General features: G+C 58.2%; 13 protein-coding genes and 1 pseudogene. 4 read left to right on the forward strand and 10 right to left on the reverse strand.

Annotated features, from left to right (window positions below; translation table 11 throughout):
- Positions 1-108: 108 nt before the first annotated feature.
- Genes AB4O11_RS23890 through AB4O11_RS23905 form a run of 4 tightly spaced genes read right to left on the reverse strand, consistent with a single transcriptional unit; the run spans position 109 to position 3,914 of the window.
- Positions 109-1,194: a polyamine ABC transporter substrate-binding protein gene (locus AB4O11_RS23890; RefSeq protein ID WP_257355198.1), complete on the reverse strand. Its 1,086-nt coding sequence runs from the start codon at positions 1,192-1,194 to the stop codon at positions 109-111.
- 58 nt (positions 1,195-1,252) lie between these two features.
- Positions 1,253-1,597, reverse strand: a complete 345-nt coding sequence (locus tag AB4O11_RS23895) for a cupin domain-containing protein (protein WP_257355199.1) — start codon at positions 1,595-1,597, stop codon at positions 1,253-1,255.
- 42 nt (positions 1,598-1,639) lie between these two features.
- A complete protein-coding gene (locus AB4O11_RS23900; protein WP_460128892.1) occupies positions 1,640-3,046 on the reverse strand; it encodes an NAD(P)/FAD-dependent oxidoreductase in 1,407 nt (468 codons plus the stop codon).
- 52 nt (positions 3,047-3,098) lie between these two features.
- Positions 3,099-3,914 carry a helix-turn-helix domain-containing protein gene (locus AB4O11_RS23905; protein ID WP_093431311.1) on the reverse strand — a complete coding sequence of 272 codons (816 nt, stop codon included), beginning with the start codon at positions 3,912-3,914 and terminating at the stop codon, positions 3,099-3,101.
- Between the two features lie 263 nt (positions 3,915-4,177).
- Here AB4O11_RS23905 and AB4O11_RS23910 point away from each other — a divergent pair, with 263 nt between their 5' ends.
- Positions 4,178-4,450, forward strand: coding sequence for a DUF1652 domain-containing protein (locus AB4O11_RS23910; RefSeq protein ID WP_038367758.1), 273 nt, complete (start codon positions 4,178-4,180; stop codon positions 4,448-4,450).
- 49 nt (positions 4,451-4,499) lie between these two features.
- Here the strand turns inward: AB4O11_RS23910 and AB4O11_RS23915 are convergent, their stop codons facing one another.
- Positions 4,500-6,974 (reverse strand): UvrD-helicase domain-containing protein, encoded by a 2,475-nt coding sequence (locus AB4O11_RS23915; protein WP_460128894.1) that lies wholly within the window; start codon positions 6,972-6,974, stop codon positions 4,500-4,502.
- Between the two features lie 277 nt (positions 6,975-7,251).
- Between AB4O11_RS23915 and AB4O11_RS23920 the strand changes: the two are divergent.
- Positions 7,252-7,946, forward strand: a pseudogene (locus AB4O11_RS23920) (pirin family protein).
- 72 nt (positions 7,947-8,018) lie between these two features.
- Here the strand turns inward: AB4O11_RS23920 and pgm are convergent.
- From pgm to AB4O11_RS23940, 4 genes are all read right to left on the reverse strand, one after another.
- A complete protein-coding gene (gene pgm / locus AB4O11_RS23925; protein ID WP_095126062.1) occupies positions 8,019-9,662 on the reverse strand; it encodes a phosphoglucomutase (alpha-D-glucose-1,6-bisphosphate-dependent) in 1,644 nt (547 codons plus the stop codon).
- Between the two features lie 105 nt (positions 9,663-9,767).
- On the reverse strand, positions 9,768-11,168 hold the full coding sequence (locus AB4O11_RS23930) for an aminotransferase-like domain-containing protein (RefSeq protein WP_460128897.1): 1,401 nt from the start codon (positions 11,166-11,168) through the stop codon (positions 9,768-9,770).
- A gap of 49 nt (positions 11,169-11,217) precedes the next feature.
- Positions 11,218-12,684: a hypothetical protein gene (locus tag AB4O11_RS23935; RefSeq protein WP_460128899.1), complete on the reverse strand. Its 1,467-nt coding sequence runs from the start codon at positions 12,682-12,684 to the stop codon at positions 11,218-11,220.
- Between the two features lie 546 nt (positions 12,685-13,230).
- Positions 13,231-14,253 (reverse strand): zinc-dependent alcohol dehydrogenase family protein, encoded by a 1,023-nt coding sequence (locus AB4O11_RS23940; protein ID WP_016983050.1) that lies wholly within the window; start codon positions 14,251-14,253, stop codon positions 13,231-13,233.
- Between the two features lie 270 nt (positions 14,254-14,523).
- Between AB4O11_RS23940 and AB4O11_RS23945 the strand changes: the two genes are divergently transcribed.
- Both AB4O11_RS23945 and AB4O11_RS23950 read left to right on the forward strand, forming a co-directional pair.
- Positions 14,524-15,438, forward strand: a complete 915-nt coding sequence (locus tag AB4O11_RS23945) for a LysR family transcriptional regulator (protein WP_311995651.1) — start codon at positions 14,524-14,526, stop codon at positions 15,436-15,438.
- Positions 15,439-15,809: 371 nt separating this feature from the next.
- On the forward strand, positions 15,810-16,445 hold the full coding sequence (locus tag AB4O11_RS23950; protein WP_027616449.1) for a LysE family translocator: 636 nt from the start codon (positions 15,810-15,812) through the stop codon (positions 16,443-16,445).
- Positions 16,446-16,472: 27 nt separating this feature from the next.
- On the opposite strand, the gene AB4O11_RS23955 is transcribed toward AB4O11_RS23950, so the two are convergent.
- Positions 16,473-17,237 carry a methyl-accepting chemotaxis protein gene (locus AB4O11_RS23955; protein ID WP_373682479.1) on the reverse strand — a complete coding sequence of 255 codons (765 nt, stop codon included), beginning with the start codon at positions 17,235-17,237 and terminating at the stop codon, positions 16,473-16,475.
- Between the last annotated feature and the right edge of the window lie 5 nt (positions 17,238-17,242).

Here is a 17,242-nt window from a genome sequence, read left to right on the forward strand (position 1 = left end):
ACGAAGGCGTCGAGTCAGACAACATTGATGTTGAATGACAGATCGCCTTCGTCGGAACGCCGCCCGGAGCAGGCTCGCTCCCACAGGGATTTATGTATGCCTGGGTGATTAGCTACCAGTCCGGATCTTGTTCCACACCCGCGTGCGGATCCGGTCAATGTTCAACGGCATCGCCTCCAGCGCAAACAGTTTGCCCATCATCTCCGGGCTCGGGTAAACCTTGGTGTCGTTCTTGATCGCCGGGTCGATCAGGCTGTCCGCCTGCTCGTTACCATTGGCGTAATGCACGTAGTTGCTGATGCCAGCCATCACATCCGGGCGCAGCAGGTAGTTCATGAAGGCGTAACCGGCCTTCTCGTCCGGCGCATCGGCCGGCATGGCGACCATGTCGAACCAGATGGCTGCGCCTTCCTTGGGAATGTTGTAGCCGATGTCGACACCATTCTTGGCTTCCTTGGCGCGGTTCTCGGCCTGCAGGATGTCGCCGGAGAAACCGACCGCCACGCAGATGTCGCCGTTGGCCAAGTCGCTGGTGTATTTCGAGGAGTGGAAATAGCTGACGTATGGCCGGACTTTCATCAGTAGCGCTTCGGCTTTTTTATAGTCCTCGGGATTTTTGCTGTGGTGTGGCAGGCCCAGGTAGTTCAGCGCCGCCGGCAGTAATTCCGGGCCGTTGTCGAGGATCGCCACACCGCACTTCTGCAGTTTTTCCATGTACTCGGGCTTGAAGATCAGATCCCAGGAATCCACCGGCGCGTTGTCGCCGAGTACGGCTTTGACCTTGGCGATGTTGTAGCCGATGCCGGTGCTGCCCCACAGATAAGGAAAGCCGTGTTCGTTGCCTGGGTCGTTGGTCTGTAGCGCTTTGAGCAGCACCGGATTGAGGTTCTTCCAGTTCGGCAGCTGACTCTTGTCGAGTTTCTTCAGCGCCCCGCCCTGAATCTGCCGGGCCATGAAGTGGTTGGACGGAAACACCACGTCGTAACCGGATTTGCCGGTCATCAACTTGCCGTCGAGGGTTTCGTTGCTGTCGTAGACGTCATAGGTGACCCCAACGCCCGTCTCTTTCTCGAAGTTCTTGGTGGTGTCCGGCGCGATGTAGTCGGACCAGTTGTAAACCTTGACCGTTTCCGCTGCCTGAGCAAGGGAAACGGCGAGCATCAGCGGTGCCAGAGCGAGGGTCTTGCGGATCATGGATCGATTCCTGTGTGGGTTTTCTTTTTTGTTGGCAGGCAATCAAAGGATCAAACAATCAGAAAATCAGCACGTAGCTCTTGCGCACGGTTTCCTGGATATCCCAGATACCGAGCGTGTTGGCCGGCAACATCAGTGCGTCGCCACCTTGTATGTGCAGGGTTTCGCCGCCACCGTCGGGGGTGAACGTGCAGCGCCCGGAAATGAAATGGCAGAACTCCTGCGCGGTGATCTGCCGACGCCAGCGCCCGGGCGTGCATTCCCAGACGCCGGTTTCGACGTCGTCATCGCGCTCGACGCTGGTGGTCGAAGCAATCGCCACCGGTTCGCCGAGGGGCACGGCCACCGGATTGGACTCATCCAGTTGCAGGGTTGCGGTGTTTTTAAACTGGGTAATGCTCATGGTCTGACCTGTCTTTTGGGCTTTCTTGAAGTAAATCGACGTTCAATGCATGAAGCCTTCCATGAAACCCGCCACCTGGCTGGCGAGTTTGCGCCGCCATGGCGCGGTCGCCGGGTTGGCCAGGGTCTGGTCTTCGTGGACGAAACTTTTGATGATCGCGTTGTAGCCCAACCAGCGGCATGGCTCCGGCTCCCACGCGCGCAGCGCATGAATGCCGCCGTCCGGCAGCACCCACGGCTGGCGAACCAGTTCGGTGTCGCGCTCAAGAATCAAGTCCGCCAGGGTGCGGCCGCCGAGATTGCTCGCGCCGACGCCCTCCCCGCCATATCCGCCGGACAACGCGATGCCGTTGGCACGATCGCAAAGCATGTGCGGTTTGAAGTGCCGGGACATCCCGAGGTTGCCGCCCCAGGCGTGGGTGATCTGCACGTTTTTCAGCTGCGGGAACAGTTCGCCGAACAGATAACGGCGCAACTCGACTTCATCACGAGTCAGATCAAAGTTATGGCGCAGCTTGCCAGCGAACTGGTAACCGCCACGGGCGCCGAAGATCAGCCGATTGTCGGCACTGCGCTGGCCGTAAGTGACCTGACGACTGAATTCGCTGAACGCCTGACCACGGCTGAGGCCGATTTCATCCCAGGTCGCGGCAGACAACGGCTCGGTGGCGACAATCAGGCTCTGCACCGGCAATTGATAGCGGCCCAGTGGTGGCAAGGTCACTGAATACCCTTCGACGGCCGGCACGATCCAGCGGCTGCGCACACTGGCCTTGGCGGTGCGCAAGCTGCCAGACTGCCAGTGAGTGACCGGACTGTTTTCGTAGATCTTCACGCCCATGTTCTGCACGGTGCGCGCCAGGCCGCGCACCAGTTTCGCCGGGTGGATGGTCGCCACGTGCGGCGCGTAAATCCCGCCATAAGGCTTGGCGACGCGGATCTGCTGCGCCAGTTGCTCGGGGCTGAGCCAACGATAATCGTCATCGGTCAGGCCTTGGGCGTGCAGTTTGCCCAAGTACTCGCGCAGAGAGGCTTCTTGTTCCGGATAACGCGCGGCGCAGTACAGCACGCCGCCCTTGCGGTAATCGCAGTTGATACCTTCGCGTTCGAGGACGATCTCGACTTCATCGGGAATACTGTGCAGCAGATCGAACGACGCGCGGCGCTGCTCTGGCGACAACCCGGCCAGCAGACGATCCTCGCCAAGCAGGTTGCCCATCAACCAGCCGCCATTGCGACCGGAAGCGCCGAAACCGGCGGTCTGTGCTTCGACAATCGCGATGTCGAGCCCCGGCGCAAGCTTCTTCAGGTAGTACGCGGTCCACAGCCCGGTGTAACCGGCGCCGATGATCGCCACGTCGACGTCCAGATCTCGCTCAAGCTCGGGCCGTGCGGTCAGCGGCTCATCGAGTTGGTCCATCCACAAACTGATAGTGCGCCACGCCGGCATGCAAGACTCCGCCACTGAAATTCTTCGATGGCGTCGATCCTAGTGGCTGTACTCAGTGGATGTCTTGCGCGCGTGCCCGCAAAGAAATTTGTTTGGCGTAAGCCTTCGGCGACTGGCCGGTGTGCTGGCGGAAACAGCTGTAGAACGCCGATAACGAATTGAAACCCGCAGCGAAAGCCAGTTCATCGATGCGCACCGGCGGCGTGGCGTTATCGAGCGAGCGCAGCAGATGTTGCAGGCGCGCCTGATTGACGTAGCGATAGAAGCTTTGCCCAAGCACCTGGTTGAGCAGATAGGAAATCTGATTGCGGCTGTACCCGCACTCCTTCGCCACCCGCTGCAAATCGAGTTCGGGATCAAGATACGGCTGTTGCTTTTCGAAATACTGCTGCAGGTCTTCGGCCATAAAACTCAACTGACGCGGCGACAAGCCCAGGCGACTGACTGCCGGGCGCTGACTTGACGAGGCCTTGCCCGCCGTTTGCGTGCGCACCAGCGAAGCGTATTCGTTGACGCGCCAGATCAGCCCGTCCCTGACCGTGAGCGCCTCGCTGGAGCGAAACGACACCAGGCCGTCGCCGCCGCGCAAGGTCACTTCGTATTGAATGAAAGCGGTGTTGCCGTCGACGCGAATACGGTCGCAATGCTCAAGCAGTTCGTCGGATTCTCGCGGCATGCTGACGCGCACGTACTCACGTAACTCGTTGAGGCCGAGCACGCGGTTCTGGAAGAAATCGTTGTACTGAATGTCCGGATGATACAGCGCCATGACGCTGTCGAGGTCGCGGTGTTTCCAGCTCAGGTGATAGCGCATGACCGTTGCAGCCGTGGCTTGGGTCTGTTCAGGGCCGTCGTCGTCGGCGTGCATAAAAGGCTCGGCGCAAAAAACCCGAGCTTGCCCAAGTTCGCCACAGGCTTCAATGACTAATCCGTAATGGCGTTTTGGCGATGATTGCGTAGGCCGTGACTTACATCAAAAAATGCGAAGCAATCGCAAAATGAACTGAAAAATCTCACAGGAATTTCACATGCGGATGCTACTTTTAATGTCAGTCACCGGTTGAGCCAATGAAGGCTCTTCCCACCTAACATGAGCAAACGGAAGCGCTCGATGAAGAAGGCGGGCAACATATGAATAAAGGGTCAAGCAAAGTCACGTTTCCCAACGCATGCCAGTTGATGCGCTGGCATTTCCATCCGATGGGTTTCGAGGCAACGATGGACGCACCGGGCAGTATGATCGCCCGACTGTTCGATCGTGCCAGCGGCGAAACCATGATCGCTATCGCCGGGATCCCGTGCGCGACGGTGATGAATGCAGCGGATGTCGAGCGAATCATCGAGGCTGTGGAGGACGAACTTGAAGCGTTCGTTCCACCGGAGTCTCTCAGGAGTTACGCGTAAGCTTATGATTTAAAACGAAAAGCCCGCAGCGATGCGGGCTTTTTTGTGCTCACGCGGTTTGCTTGGCGGTGCGGTGATCAATGAAGAACGGCTTGCCCTTGGCCACCCGGTCAGACGCCCGGGGCATGTTCACCGCTTGCGCTTCCTGCGGTTCGACATACCAGTAGCAATGGCTGACCGCCCGCGTGATGCCGACATACGCCAGGCGCAGGATTTCGTCTTTTTGCGCCGTGTCGTAGGGCTCGCTGTCGCCCGACTTGCCCAGGCCCGCCATGCGATAGACCTGATTCTTGTAGGGCGAACTGGTCAGATGCTGGCAATCGCCGAGCAGAAACACCGCGTCAGCCTGCAAGCCTTTGGCGCTGTGGTAGGTCAGTTGCTTCAGGCGTCGCGCTTCGTACGGCAAGCTCGAATCAACATTAACTACAGACTGAATATGCTGTTCAATCAATAACTTATCGCTGCTTTTTCGATAAAGCATCAAGATCGAATGACCTTGACGATAATGTTCGGCAAGGCGCTGGCCCAAGGCCTGATCGTCGCGTTCCAGCACGTTGACCGGTTGCAACGGCTTGGGTGCGCCGCTGGCCTTGGCTTTTTTGCCCGGAATCGCCGGCGCCGCGCGAACGATATGTTCAGCGGCATCAATGATGTGCTGGTGACTGCGGTAGTTATCACTGAGCATTACCCGCGTAGTGCTCGGCGACGGGAACTCCTTGTCGAACGCCATGAAATAACTCGGCGAACTGCCGCGCCAACCGTAAATCGACTGCCAGTCATCACCGACGCACAGCAACGACGAACGCTGCGCGCCCCGCCCGACGTGCATGGCCGGGCCACGACTGCGGATTTCCGTCAGACTTGCGCGAATCCACGAGACGATCTGTGGTGAAACGTCCTGAAATTCGTCGATCATCAAGTGCGACAACGGCCTGAGTAACTCGTCGCTCAACAGCTTGAGGTTCTCCGGTGAATGTTCGCTGAACAGCGCGAACATGCGGTTGTAGGTCATGATCGGCGGTTTCTGATCGAGCAAATGATCTTCAAAGGCGCGCCAGAACAGACTCAAGGCCTCAAAGAAGAAACGATCCGGGTCGTCCTTGGCGAAACTCATGCGACCGACGGCGTCAGGCACATCCAGGCCGAGGTTCTCGATGAAGCCTGCCGCCGCCACAAAGCAGTCGAGCAATGGCGCGGAAGCCAGTTCACCTTTGACCTTGTAATCGAAGCCCGGCCCGGCACTGGCATCGCCTGCCAATGTAGCCAGAACACGTTTTGATGACTCATAACTATCAAGCCAGATCAAAGGCTTACGACAGAAAGCTTGAAACAGGGTGCGCTTGACTGCCCACTCTGCGCGCACGCTGAGCTTGGCGTTTGGCCGACTGACCTGCGGGTTTTCCCGCGGATCGAAACCGAGCACCACCCACGCATCCAGGCTCGGAATATAACCATGACAATGAAATTTCGCGCCGTTGATATCGAAACTCTGCCGATTCGGCTCAATGCCCTTGATCGGCCAGGCACCCGCACGGAACCACAGATCTTCGATGGCGTCGCACAGCTCTTCGTCGCGCCGCGATGCCAGCTCCGTTACCGCGACGCGCTTCTGCACATCCGGGTGATCACGCTCCAGCTCCTTGAGCTGCAAACCGGCGCGCGACAGTGGCTGAATCAAATGTCGAAAACGCTCGTCCTCGTTGAACAAGCGGTGATAGCAGGCGTTGAGTTGCTGACGTTGCGCATCGTTGATGCGCAGGTCGAACGGATTACTGTCGACCTCCTCCTCAGCACCCTGAACTCGATGACTGAGGTTTTCAAAGGCCTGCAAGCGCTCGAAACCCGGCAAGCTGCGCACCATCGGCAGGATGCGCGAGTGGAAGGTGCGCACCAGTTCGCGTGCCTGGCGCAGGTTCAGCGCCTGCCCCCAGAGCGCGAACAGCTCGATCAGTTTGTTGATGAAATCCTTGCGCGACTCGCGGGTGAAGGTCACTACGGTCATCGAATCCAGCTCAAAACCCAGATAGTGGTTGAGCAACAGAATACGCAGAACCAGCGTGGTGGACTTACCCGCGCCCGCGCCGGCAACCACCGAGGTTGACGGGGTTTCGCTGAAAATCATCTTCCATTGCGCGGTACTTGGCTGAGCATGCTCAGGCAACAAACGGGCAACATCGGCCTTCATGCGTTTTTTCAACTCGGCCGTCAACGGCAGGCGCCAATCATCGAACAGATGATTGTCGACGCTGGGCGGGCGATGCTCGGTGTTGCGGCTGTCACGGATCAGCAGCACCTGCCGGCCCTCTTCCAGCCCCTCAAGCTTGCCTTGCTTAAAGCCATATTCGACGCCAGCGGTGTGGCCACTGCGGAAACCATCGGCCTGACCGTGCAACCACGACGCACGGTGCTGCGCGCGCAGTCGGGTCAAACCGTGGCCGAAGAAGCGTGCAGCCAGGCGTTTGAACCATGGCATCTCGGCCAAGGGGCGAAGTTCGGGAGGAAGATCGGGGGTGTGTTGCGCCACGCTGACGGGCTCCAGTGTGTGAGGCTGTTGCGGCTATGGTGTCTGTATTTGCCGCTCAGTTCTAGCGAAATGCTTTCAGGTCATTGGTTTAGGCGATGAACTGAAGGTTGGATGAGATGCTTCACAGCTAATTTCCTATCGAGTACTTCGATTATAACGCCGCACTTTTTACGCTTTTTATCGATTATTGACTGATAGATGATGGCCGTCATAAACCACCGGTCTCGCGTCGGGTGCGCCCTTCACACCTCGCGTCGAACCTTTTGAGGAGACGATCATGCTTGAACTCAGACCCTTCAGCTCGCTGGGCGGCGCCCATCACGGCTGGCTGGATGCCCATCACCACTTTTCGTTCGCCGAGTACTACGACCCGCAGCGCATGAGCTGGGGCAACCTGCGGGTGTGGAACGATGACGTGATCGCAGCCGGCACTGGCTTTCCCCAGCATCCGCATCGCGACATGGAAATCATCACGTATGTCCGTGAAGGTGCGATCACTCACCAGGACAACCTGGGCAACAAGGGCCGCACCGAAGCTGGCGACGTGCAGGTGATGAGCGCGGGTACCGGCATTGCTCACAGCGAATACAACCTGGAAGCCAAGGACACCAAGATCTTCCAGATCTGGATCCTGCCAACGGAAACCGGTGCCCCCCATCGTGGGGAGCCAAACCGTTCCCGAAAGGCCAGCGCGAAGGTTTTGTCACCTTGGCCAGCGGCAAGGACGGCGATGACCAGAGCCTGCGGATTCGCGCTGATGCGCGATTGGTCGCAGCCAACCTCAAGGCGGGCGAAACTGCCGAATATCATCTGGATGAAGGCCGTCGCGCCTATCTGGTGCCGGCCACTGGCCTGATTGAAGTCAACGGCTTGCGCGCACAAGCTCGAGACGGCGTGGCGGTAGCGCAGGAGCGAGTCCTGAGCGTTACGGCCCTTGAGGACAGCGAAATCGTTCTGGTGGATCTGGCCTGATGGCTTGAATGGCAGACAAAAAAAGGGGCAACCATCACGGTTGCCCCTTTTTTCATGCGCTCGCCAACATTATCAGCCGGCGATTGCGCCATCCACCAGCGCCTGTGCTTCGACGACCAATTGCTTGAGGTGGTCGTCACCGATAAAGCTTTCGGCGTAGATCTTGTAGATGTCTTCAGTACCCGACGGACGCGCGGCGAACCAGCCGTTTTCCGTCATCACTTTCAGACCGCCAATCGCCTGATCGTTGCCCGGTGCATGGCTGAGAATGCTCTGGATCTTCTCGCCAGCCAGTTCGGTCGAGGTGACCTGTGCAGGCGACAACTTGCTCAGCAACGCTTTCTGCTCCGGATTGGCCTTGGCGTCGACACGTACCGAGAACGGCTCGCCCAGCTCATCGGTCAAAGCCTTGTAGGCCTGGCTCGGATCGCGACCGGTGCGTGCGGTCATTTCAGCGGCGAGCAACGCAGGGATCAGACCGTCCTTGTCGGTGCTCCACACGCCACCGTCCTTGCGCAGGAACGATGCGCCCGCGCTCTCTTCGCCACCGAAGCCAAGTGAGCCATCGAACAGGCCGTCGGCGAACCATTTGAAACCGACCGGAACTTCGTACAGTCGACGCCCCAAGCGTTTGGCCACGCGATCGATCAGACCGCTGCTGACCACGGTTTTACCCACGCCGGCATCCGCACGCCACTGCGGGCGGTTCTGGAACAGGTAATCGATCGAAACGGCCAGATAGTTGTTCGGCGCAAGCAGTCCACCGGACGGCGTGACGATACCGTGGCGGTCGTGATCCGGGTCGCAAGCGAAGGCCACGTCGAAACGTTCTTTGAGACCGATCAGGCCTTGCATCGCGTGGCTGGACGACGGGTCCATGCGAATCTGGCCATCCCAGTCGACGGTCATGAAACGGAACGTCGCGTCGACTTCCTTGTTCACCACTTGCAGATCGAGGCGGTAATGCTCGGCAATCGCCGACCAGTAGCGCACCCCTGCTCCACCCAGCGGATCAACGCCCAGACGCAGCTTGGCGTCACGGATGGCGTCGAAGTCGATCACGTTGATCAGGTCGGCGACGTAGGTGTTCACGTAGTCATGACGATGCGTGGTGCTGGCCTTGAGCGCCTGTTCGTAGCTGATGCGCTTCACACCGGCCAGCTTGTTGGCCAGCAACTCATTGGCTTTGGCTTCGATCCACTTGGTGATGTGGGTATCGGCCGGCCCGCCGTTGGTTGGGTTGTACTTGTACCCACCGCTTTGTGGCGGGTTGTGCGACGGCGTGATGACGATGCCGTCCGCCAGGCCCGAAGTACGGCCACGGTTGTAGCACAGAATGGCGTGGGAAATGGCGGGTGTCGGCGTGTACTCATCACCTTCGGCAATCATCACGGTCACACCGTTGGCGGCCAGGACTTCCAGCGCGCTGGCGCCGGCCGGAGTCGACAGTGCGTGGGTGTCGATGCCGACAAACAGCGGCCCGGTGATCCCTTGGGCTTCGCGGTACAGACAGATCGCCTGGCTGATCGCCAGAACGTGCCACTCGTTGAAACTCAAGTCGAACGAGCTGCCCCGGTGCCCGGACGTACCGAACGCCACACGCTGAGTGGAAATCGAGGCGTCGGGCTGTCCAGTGTAGTAAGCCGTCACCAGTCGCGGGATATCGACCAACAATTCTGCCGGTGCCGGTTTGCCCGCAAAAGGACTGAGTGTCATGCAAAACCTCTGAAATAGAGTGGTTCAGGAATAGAGCGCAGTTTACTGGCAGTTTGACCGCAGTGCGATGGGATCTATCCGGGACTCTCCCGATGTTTTTTAACGTTAGTCAGCAGGTGCAAGGCGCAAGGCGTCACCGATTAGCCCGACCACACTGGCCAGGTCATGGTCACCATTGCTCAGCGGGCTCAACCGCAGATGGTGCGCATGCAGGCTTTGCAGGCTGAATAGCTCGCCAGGTGCAATAACGATCTGCTGTCTGAGCAATCGCTGGAAGACCTGCGCCATGTTCACTGGTCGCAGCGAATGTACCCACACGGTCGCGCCACCCTCGGGTTCGACAACCTGCATCGCATCGCCAAGACGTTCGCGCAACAATTCGATCAATTGCGTACGACGCTCCTTGAGCATTCGCCGCAATACCAATAAATGCTGATCCAGTCGGCCGCCCCCCAACAACCTGGCAATGGCTTTCTGGCGAATCGGCGACAACCGAAACGCGCGCAACAGGAAATGCCGCTGCAACTCACTGCGCCAATGACGCGACAGCACATAACCGAAAGGCGCCTCGGCCCCGACGAACTTTTCGAACGTGGAAAACACCACTAAACGATCGGGGTCCAGCCAGTCGCGCATCCGTTGCGTGTCATTGCCTTCATGGAGTTCGCTGTAACAATCGTTTTCCAGCACCCAGGTACCATGAAGTCCAAGCAAATGCGCGACTGCCTGCTGGTTGCTCAGCGGTAGAAGACTGCCCCGGGGCATGCTCAACACTGACGACAAAAGCATCAAACGCACCGTCTCGCTCTTGAGCACCGACTCCAGCCGCTGAAGATCAATCATGCCACCGGGGAGCAACGGCAACTCGATGACCCGTACTTCGGCGGCCTCCAGCAGACGCAGGATCACCCAGTCACAGGGCGATTCGACGACCACGGTCGCCCGACGCAACTCAAGCACGGAAATCAGAATTTCCAATACACCGCGCAGGTCGGCGCCGATATAGACGTCATCCGCACGCCAGTAATTGGCCGTGGATGAGGTGTAGCGGGCGGCCAGCACCGTGCGCAACTCCAGCTCTCCACAAGGTTGCACCAACGCATGTGGCTGACGCGGGTACTGACGCAGCAATTCCCGCTCCAACATCAATAACGGGCTGTCCAGTGGCTGTAGCGAGGCTGGCTCATCGGCGCTCAGCACGCACATGCCCGGGCGCCTGGCATTGACGTAAACGGTTTCCAGCAAATCACTGCCGCTATCCGGCGAATCCATCATGTGCAGCGCTTGCGCGTAGTACCCGGACTTGGCAATTGAATAGACGCGGCCTTCCTTTTCCAGCAGCGAGTAGGCGTACTGGACGGTCGAGATCGACACATTGAGCCGGTCAGACAATTGCCGGAGTGAGGGCAGGCGCACCGCCCCACCGTTCCCCGCCTCATTTATCAGCAGCGTCAGGTATCGATAAACCGCCTGATAAACGAAGTCATTCTCCCTCGACCCCTTCACAACCCCGTATCCGTGGGCATGGGTTCATCTCCAGGCAAGCGGCTCACGATCAACCTTCCGCCGATCGATCAGCGGTCGGCTCGGCCGCCGCCTCAACCGCACCGACACTCTGCGCGGCCGATTCTCCCGGCGCAGACATACGAACCGGCCCCATTGCATACAAACGCACAATCAACCTGACCGGCAGCCCACTGACATCCGTCATCCATTTCATCACCTGTTCCGGCGCATGCAGGCCCTGCATCGCCCGGTGCAGATCCGGCAATGCCACCAACATGCCGGGGTGACAATTACGCAAGAATCGCTCAAGTCCGGCCCCCGCGTTAATGAACGGTGAAAACAACAGGCACGTCAGCTGGATTTCATTCAGTTCAAAACTGGCCAGCAGAGAGCTTTCCGCCTGGGCGCGCAGATTCCCGGGCTCCTGCAAATTGTCGAAGCTGGCCAGCAACTGTTCGCATACCGGTTCAGGGACCTGTTTTTGCCGCATCGTTATCAGGCTGCGTTTGAGGTAATCACCGACGCCGTCCTCATAGTTCCGCTCCTCGATGAGTTGCGCCTGCAAACCTCGTAAATGTGCAGCCACCTTAGGCTCTACGTGTTCGTCATCACCTTGATAAAGCGTCAGATCGTCAACCTGAAACCCTAGAAAATCACTCAACAAAGGCCAGCGCTCTTCGAGCTTGCCGACAATCATGTCGTTGATACTGATAAAACTGGTACGCCGACAGGCCTCGAATTGACCCTCCGGACGCCACGCCACCCGCTCCTCTTCGGGATAAAACTCACGGTAATAATCACCGCCCAGCCCGTCGAGCAGCGTAAACAGCATTTCAAAGCCGCAAGAACTCCCCGGCGGCGCGGCAATCTCAGCCTTCTGCGCGGCACGCCCCAGCCCTTCGAGGAAATGGCTCTGTCGACGCGGGGACTCACTGCCGACCATGGCATCGACGCCATTGTTCCAGCGGGCCACCTGACCATAGAACTCGGCAGTTGCCAGATAGGCGTCATCCCATAGCTCAAGCGGTTCGTTCCAGGTTCGACGATGCCCGATCAGCAGCAGGTTGATACGGTTGGCCTCGCGACCGGCTTCGCTTATGGGTAGCTGGTGATCAAACGGCAATACCTCGCGGTGGTCGACCATCACCAGCTCTACCCGGGGATCGTCATACAGGAACAGTGCGCTGTAGCTGCGATGCATGTTTTGCAGGGACACCTGGCTGCTGCCGTTCCAGCGCAGGTTGGCCACCCGCAACTGAAAGGTCGCGGGTGAACGGCCAGCGATGGTCAACTGCGCCGCCCGCAATAACGCCAGCGTGTAACAACTGTCGCGCGACCCTGACTGGTTCACCAGCACCTTGAAATGACCGATGTTCTCCATGCCGCCGGCGGCCACTGCCAGTCGCTGGATCAGCAGTTGCAGCGCCGTGCGCTCTGCGCGCGAGAAGAAACTCAGCAAACGTTGCAATACTTGCTGGTAGACATAGTTCATTGCCTGATCATGGATCGTGCTCATCGGTATTTACCCGGTATAAAAGTTTCATGCCGCGCAGACTGACACATCAGCCCAGCGACAATTGATCAATAAGTAATAGACGCTCAGATGCTAACACTTACAAGTTTGAAGTTATTTGAAACACTTGAACTGACAAAGCGCCTTCCGCCGCTCAAAAACGGTCTCAAACCTCTGTAATTGCTGGGATATTTTTTTCGGAGCGCAGTCCTAGGAAATTTCCCACAGGGTCCCACGCCAAGTGAGCACAAGAAAAAGAGAAGCAGTTTCCGAATAGCCCTACAACAATTAAACAAAAGTTGCCGCGATCAACGGTTTTCGACGCGTTATATCGAACAGGACAAATTGAATGCACAGACATGGCTCATTCCTTGAGATGAAAGTAATCATTCAATTATCAGGGCTTATATTGTGATTAGAAGATACAGATAGAGAGCAAAAACCAGTTCAGTTGCTGAACGGACCCGGGCATAGCGCCAGGGAGCTCGGTTTTCAGGGGAGGATAAACGCACAAGAGTCCGTGGGGCCACGGACTCTGATTAAAGGGGCTTACGCCGGTTCGACCTGCAGAGCGACCCGTTCGCGGCATGGGCATTCGTCCATGTAACGATGCGCTTCGACGAACTCGTTGAACGGAAATACACGCGTCTTGAGCGGCAGCAGCACGCGGTCAGCGGTCAACTGGTTGATGTCACGCAAGGCACGTTGCAAGGCGACGTGATCCTGAGTGATGCCCAATTCCGGCTTGCCGGTGAAGTTGCCGATGCAGTGCACAAAGAACTGGATGTTCTTCTGGAACGCTGCGCAGGCTGGGAACGGCGTCTGGTTGCCGCCTTGCAAACCGTACAACACCAGGCTGCCACGTGGCGCCAGCACATCGCCCAACAGCGACATCTGCGGGCCGCCGAGACCGTCGAACACCACGTCGACACCACGGTTGTCGGTGATCTTGTTGATTCGCATCAACAGATCTTCCTCTTCGGTGACGATGACCTTCTCAGCGCCCAGCGACAGCAAGTACTCGCGCTCCTCGGCTTCCTTGGTCGCGGCAATCACCCGTACGCCCATCGCCTTGCCCAACTGGACAAACGAAGGACCGGCGCAATGGCTGGCGTCAGTGACCAGCGCGAACTGCCCCGGCTTGACCCGCGCCAGATCGGCGTAGGCAAAGTAGGCGATCAGCAGCGGCGTGTAGTGCACGCTGGCCTCGATCGGGCTGAGTACATCCGGATAACGGGTCAGCGCAGTACGCGGCAGCACGATCGATTCGCCGTAGACCGGGTAGTCGTTCGCACTCTCAGCCGGAAAGCTGGCGACCTTGTCACCCACTGCCAGATCATCGACACCATCGCCGACAGCGGTGATCACACCGGCCATCTCGTGACCAAGACCCGCAGGCAGTCGCGCCTGAGACGAGGCCAGATTCTGACGCCAAAGGGTGTCATACCAGCTGATGCCGATCGCCTCGACACGCACCTGCACTTCGCCAGGACCTGGCTGAGCGGCCGCATGCTCTTCGCATTTGAGCACCTCGGCCGGACCAAACTTGTGAAAACGGATCGTGCGGGACATCGCAAACCTCGTCAAAGTAACCTCTAATGCCCTGAACTCTATCTGGGCTTTTGACCCAAGACTATCAGTGGCTATTAATAGTCGACATGCCTGTCATTGATTCCGCACCAGGGGCGGCATTGGCAAAATCCATGAAAAAACTGCTGCCAACGTCTCACTCAAGCTGAATTTTCCGGTGCAGAGTACCAGCCTTTCCCCGTAAGATTCATGCCGGCCATTGTTCTCATATGGCCGCTCTCGTCAAGCTTGATGACTCTGCCAGGACTCCAGATGAATCGTAATGACCTGCGTCGTGTCGACCTGAACCTGTTGATCGTATTCGAAACATTGATGCACGAACGCAGTGTGACCCGGGCGGCAGAAAAGCTCTTTCTCGGTCAGCCAGCAATCAGTGCGGCCCTTTCGCGCCTGCGCAGCCTGTTCGATGACCCGCTATTTGTACGCACCGGGCGCAGCATGGAACCGTCCGCCCGCGCGGTGGAAATCTTCGCCCTGCTCTCGCCGGCCCTCGATTCGATTTCGACCGCCGTCAGCCGTGCGGCCGAATTCGACCCGGCGACCAGCACCTCGGTATTTCGCATTGGCCTGTCCGACGACGTCGAATTCGCCCTGCTGCCAATGCTGCTCAAACGCCTGCGCGCGGAAGCACCGGGAATCGTGCTGGTGATCCGTCGCGTCAATTACATATTGATGCCGGGCCTGCTGGCCTCCGGCGAGATATCCATTGGCGTCAGCTACACCACAGACCTGCCGGCCAACGCCAAGCGCAAGGTCCTGCGCCGCAGCGCGCCAAAATTGCTGCGCGCCGATACCGTGCCGGGCCCGTTGAGCCTGGACGACTATTGCGCGCGTCCGCATGCGCTGGTGTCGTTTGCTGGCGATCTCAGTGGCTTTATTGATGAAGAGCTGGAGAAACTGGGGCGCAAGCGCCACGTGGTGTTGGCGGTGCCGCAGTTCAATGGTTTGAGTACGTTGCTCGCGGGCACCGACATCGTGGCGACCGTACCGGATTACACGGCGGACGCGTTGACGGCGGCTGGTGGGGTTCGGGCGGAAGATCCACCGTTGCCGACGCGCACGTTTGAACTGCATATGGCGTGGCGTGGATCGCAGGATAATGATCCGGGTGAGCGGTGGTTGCGGTCGCGGATTCAGATGTTTTTTGGCGACCCTGAGAGTCTCTAGGGGCCGGATGGCGGGCTGTTTATCCGATCACTTCTGCCTTTTCAAGGACCATGGAGATCCATCCACCTCCAGTGCATTGCTACATTGGGGGCATATCTGAGGGCATGCTTTGGATGGTTCGAAAAGGATGCCCCCAGTCTAAGGTCTAGCAGCCCAAATCTCGAAAAATCACACGCTGATGACGGGATTGGCAGGGGCAAACTCGGCGTAGGACTACAGGAAGTTGGCGATGGAAAACATCCCATTGAGCGCGATCCAGTCCCACGAGATGAGAATCAAATAAGCCAGAAAATTCAGCTAAAGAACCCAATGACGAATAGCTTATGAACACTTAAGCTGCGAGCTATTACAAGCAGCTCGAGGGTCGACTGATGTCATTTGATTTCCACCACCTTCTACTCGTTTTTACCGCCTACATTGTTGGAGCGGCAAGCCCGGGGCCCAGCAATATGCGGATCATGGGCGTTGCCATGCACCAAGGCAGAAAACCTGCGCTGATGCTTGCAGCCGGAGTGATCAGTGGTTCTTTTTTTTGGGGATCGATGGCCGCCACAGGCGTCTCGGCCATTCTGCTTCAGTTCGCAGAGGCACTCTTCGTGCTCAAGATCGTCGGCGGAGCATACTTGCTGTTCCTAGCCCTGAAAGCGGGACGTTCTGCCCTGACACCTGACGAGAAAATTGAGAAAGCGCTGGGCGCAGCACCGCCTATCTCGGGTTTTGGCCTCTACCGGCGGGGCTTGCTTATGCACCTGACCAACCCAAAGGCATTACTGGGTTGGATCGCCACGATGACGCTCGGCCTGGGACCACAAGCGACACCTGTAACAGTTATGATCATCCTGGCTGGCTGTGCCGTGTTGAGCATTTCTATTTTCTGCGGTTATGCGATCGTTTTCTCCACGGCACCGATGATTCGGGGTTATCGCAGGGCGCGCCGATGGATTGAAGGCACCCTTGCGTTGGTCTTTGGCGCAGCAGGTTTTAAGCTGCTGTTCTCGCGCGCGTGATTCAATGCCTGCTCTTGTAGGGATGGCCTAAGTTCGAAAGCCATCCACCAGCTGCTTGAGTCGTGTGGCTTGTCGTTCAAGATCGTCACAAGCAAGCAGTGTGGCCTGCAGGTTTTCCACCCCTTCCTGGTTGAGGTTTTTGATCTCGGTGATGTCGATGTTCAGTGAACCGATGACCGAAGTTTGCTCTTCAGTTGCTGTCGCCACCGACTGGTTGATTCCGTCAATCTCGCCGATGCGCTGACTGACGCTGCCCAGCCGCTCACCGGCCTGGTTGGCGATAATCACGCCGTCCTTACTGTAGCGCTCGCTTTCGTTCATGGTGAGTACCGCCTCACGTGCGCCCATCTGAAGCTCTGCAATCATTGTATGGATCTCTTGGGCTGACGTCTGCGTGCGGTAAGCCAGGCTGCGAACTTCGTCAGCTACAACAGCAAACCCACGCCCGGCTTCACCCGCCCGCGCGGCCTCGATCGCGGCATTGAGTGCCAGCAGGTTGGTCTGTTCGGAAATGCCCTTGATGACTTCAAGAATTCGACCGATATTTTCGGTCTTACCATTCAGCGCCTCTATGTTGCTGCATGACGTGCGGATTTTCCCAGAGAGCGCGCCCATGGCATTTATCGTTTGGGTCACCACCTCGCGGCCATCTTCAGCCTGGCACCGGGCATCCGACGCCTGAAGGGAAGCGTCACCTGCGTTACGCGCGATTTCCTGGGCCGCCGCGCCGAGTTCGTTAATCGCGGCCGCAATACTGTTGGTGCGATTGGCCTGGTCGTCCGAGTTCGACATTGACG

Source organism: Pseudomonas sp. H1_D05, assembly GCF_054682705.1.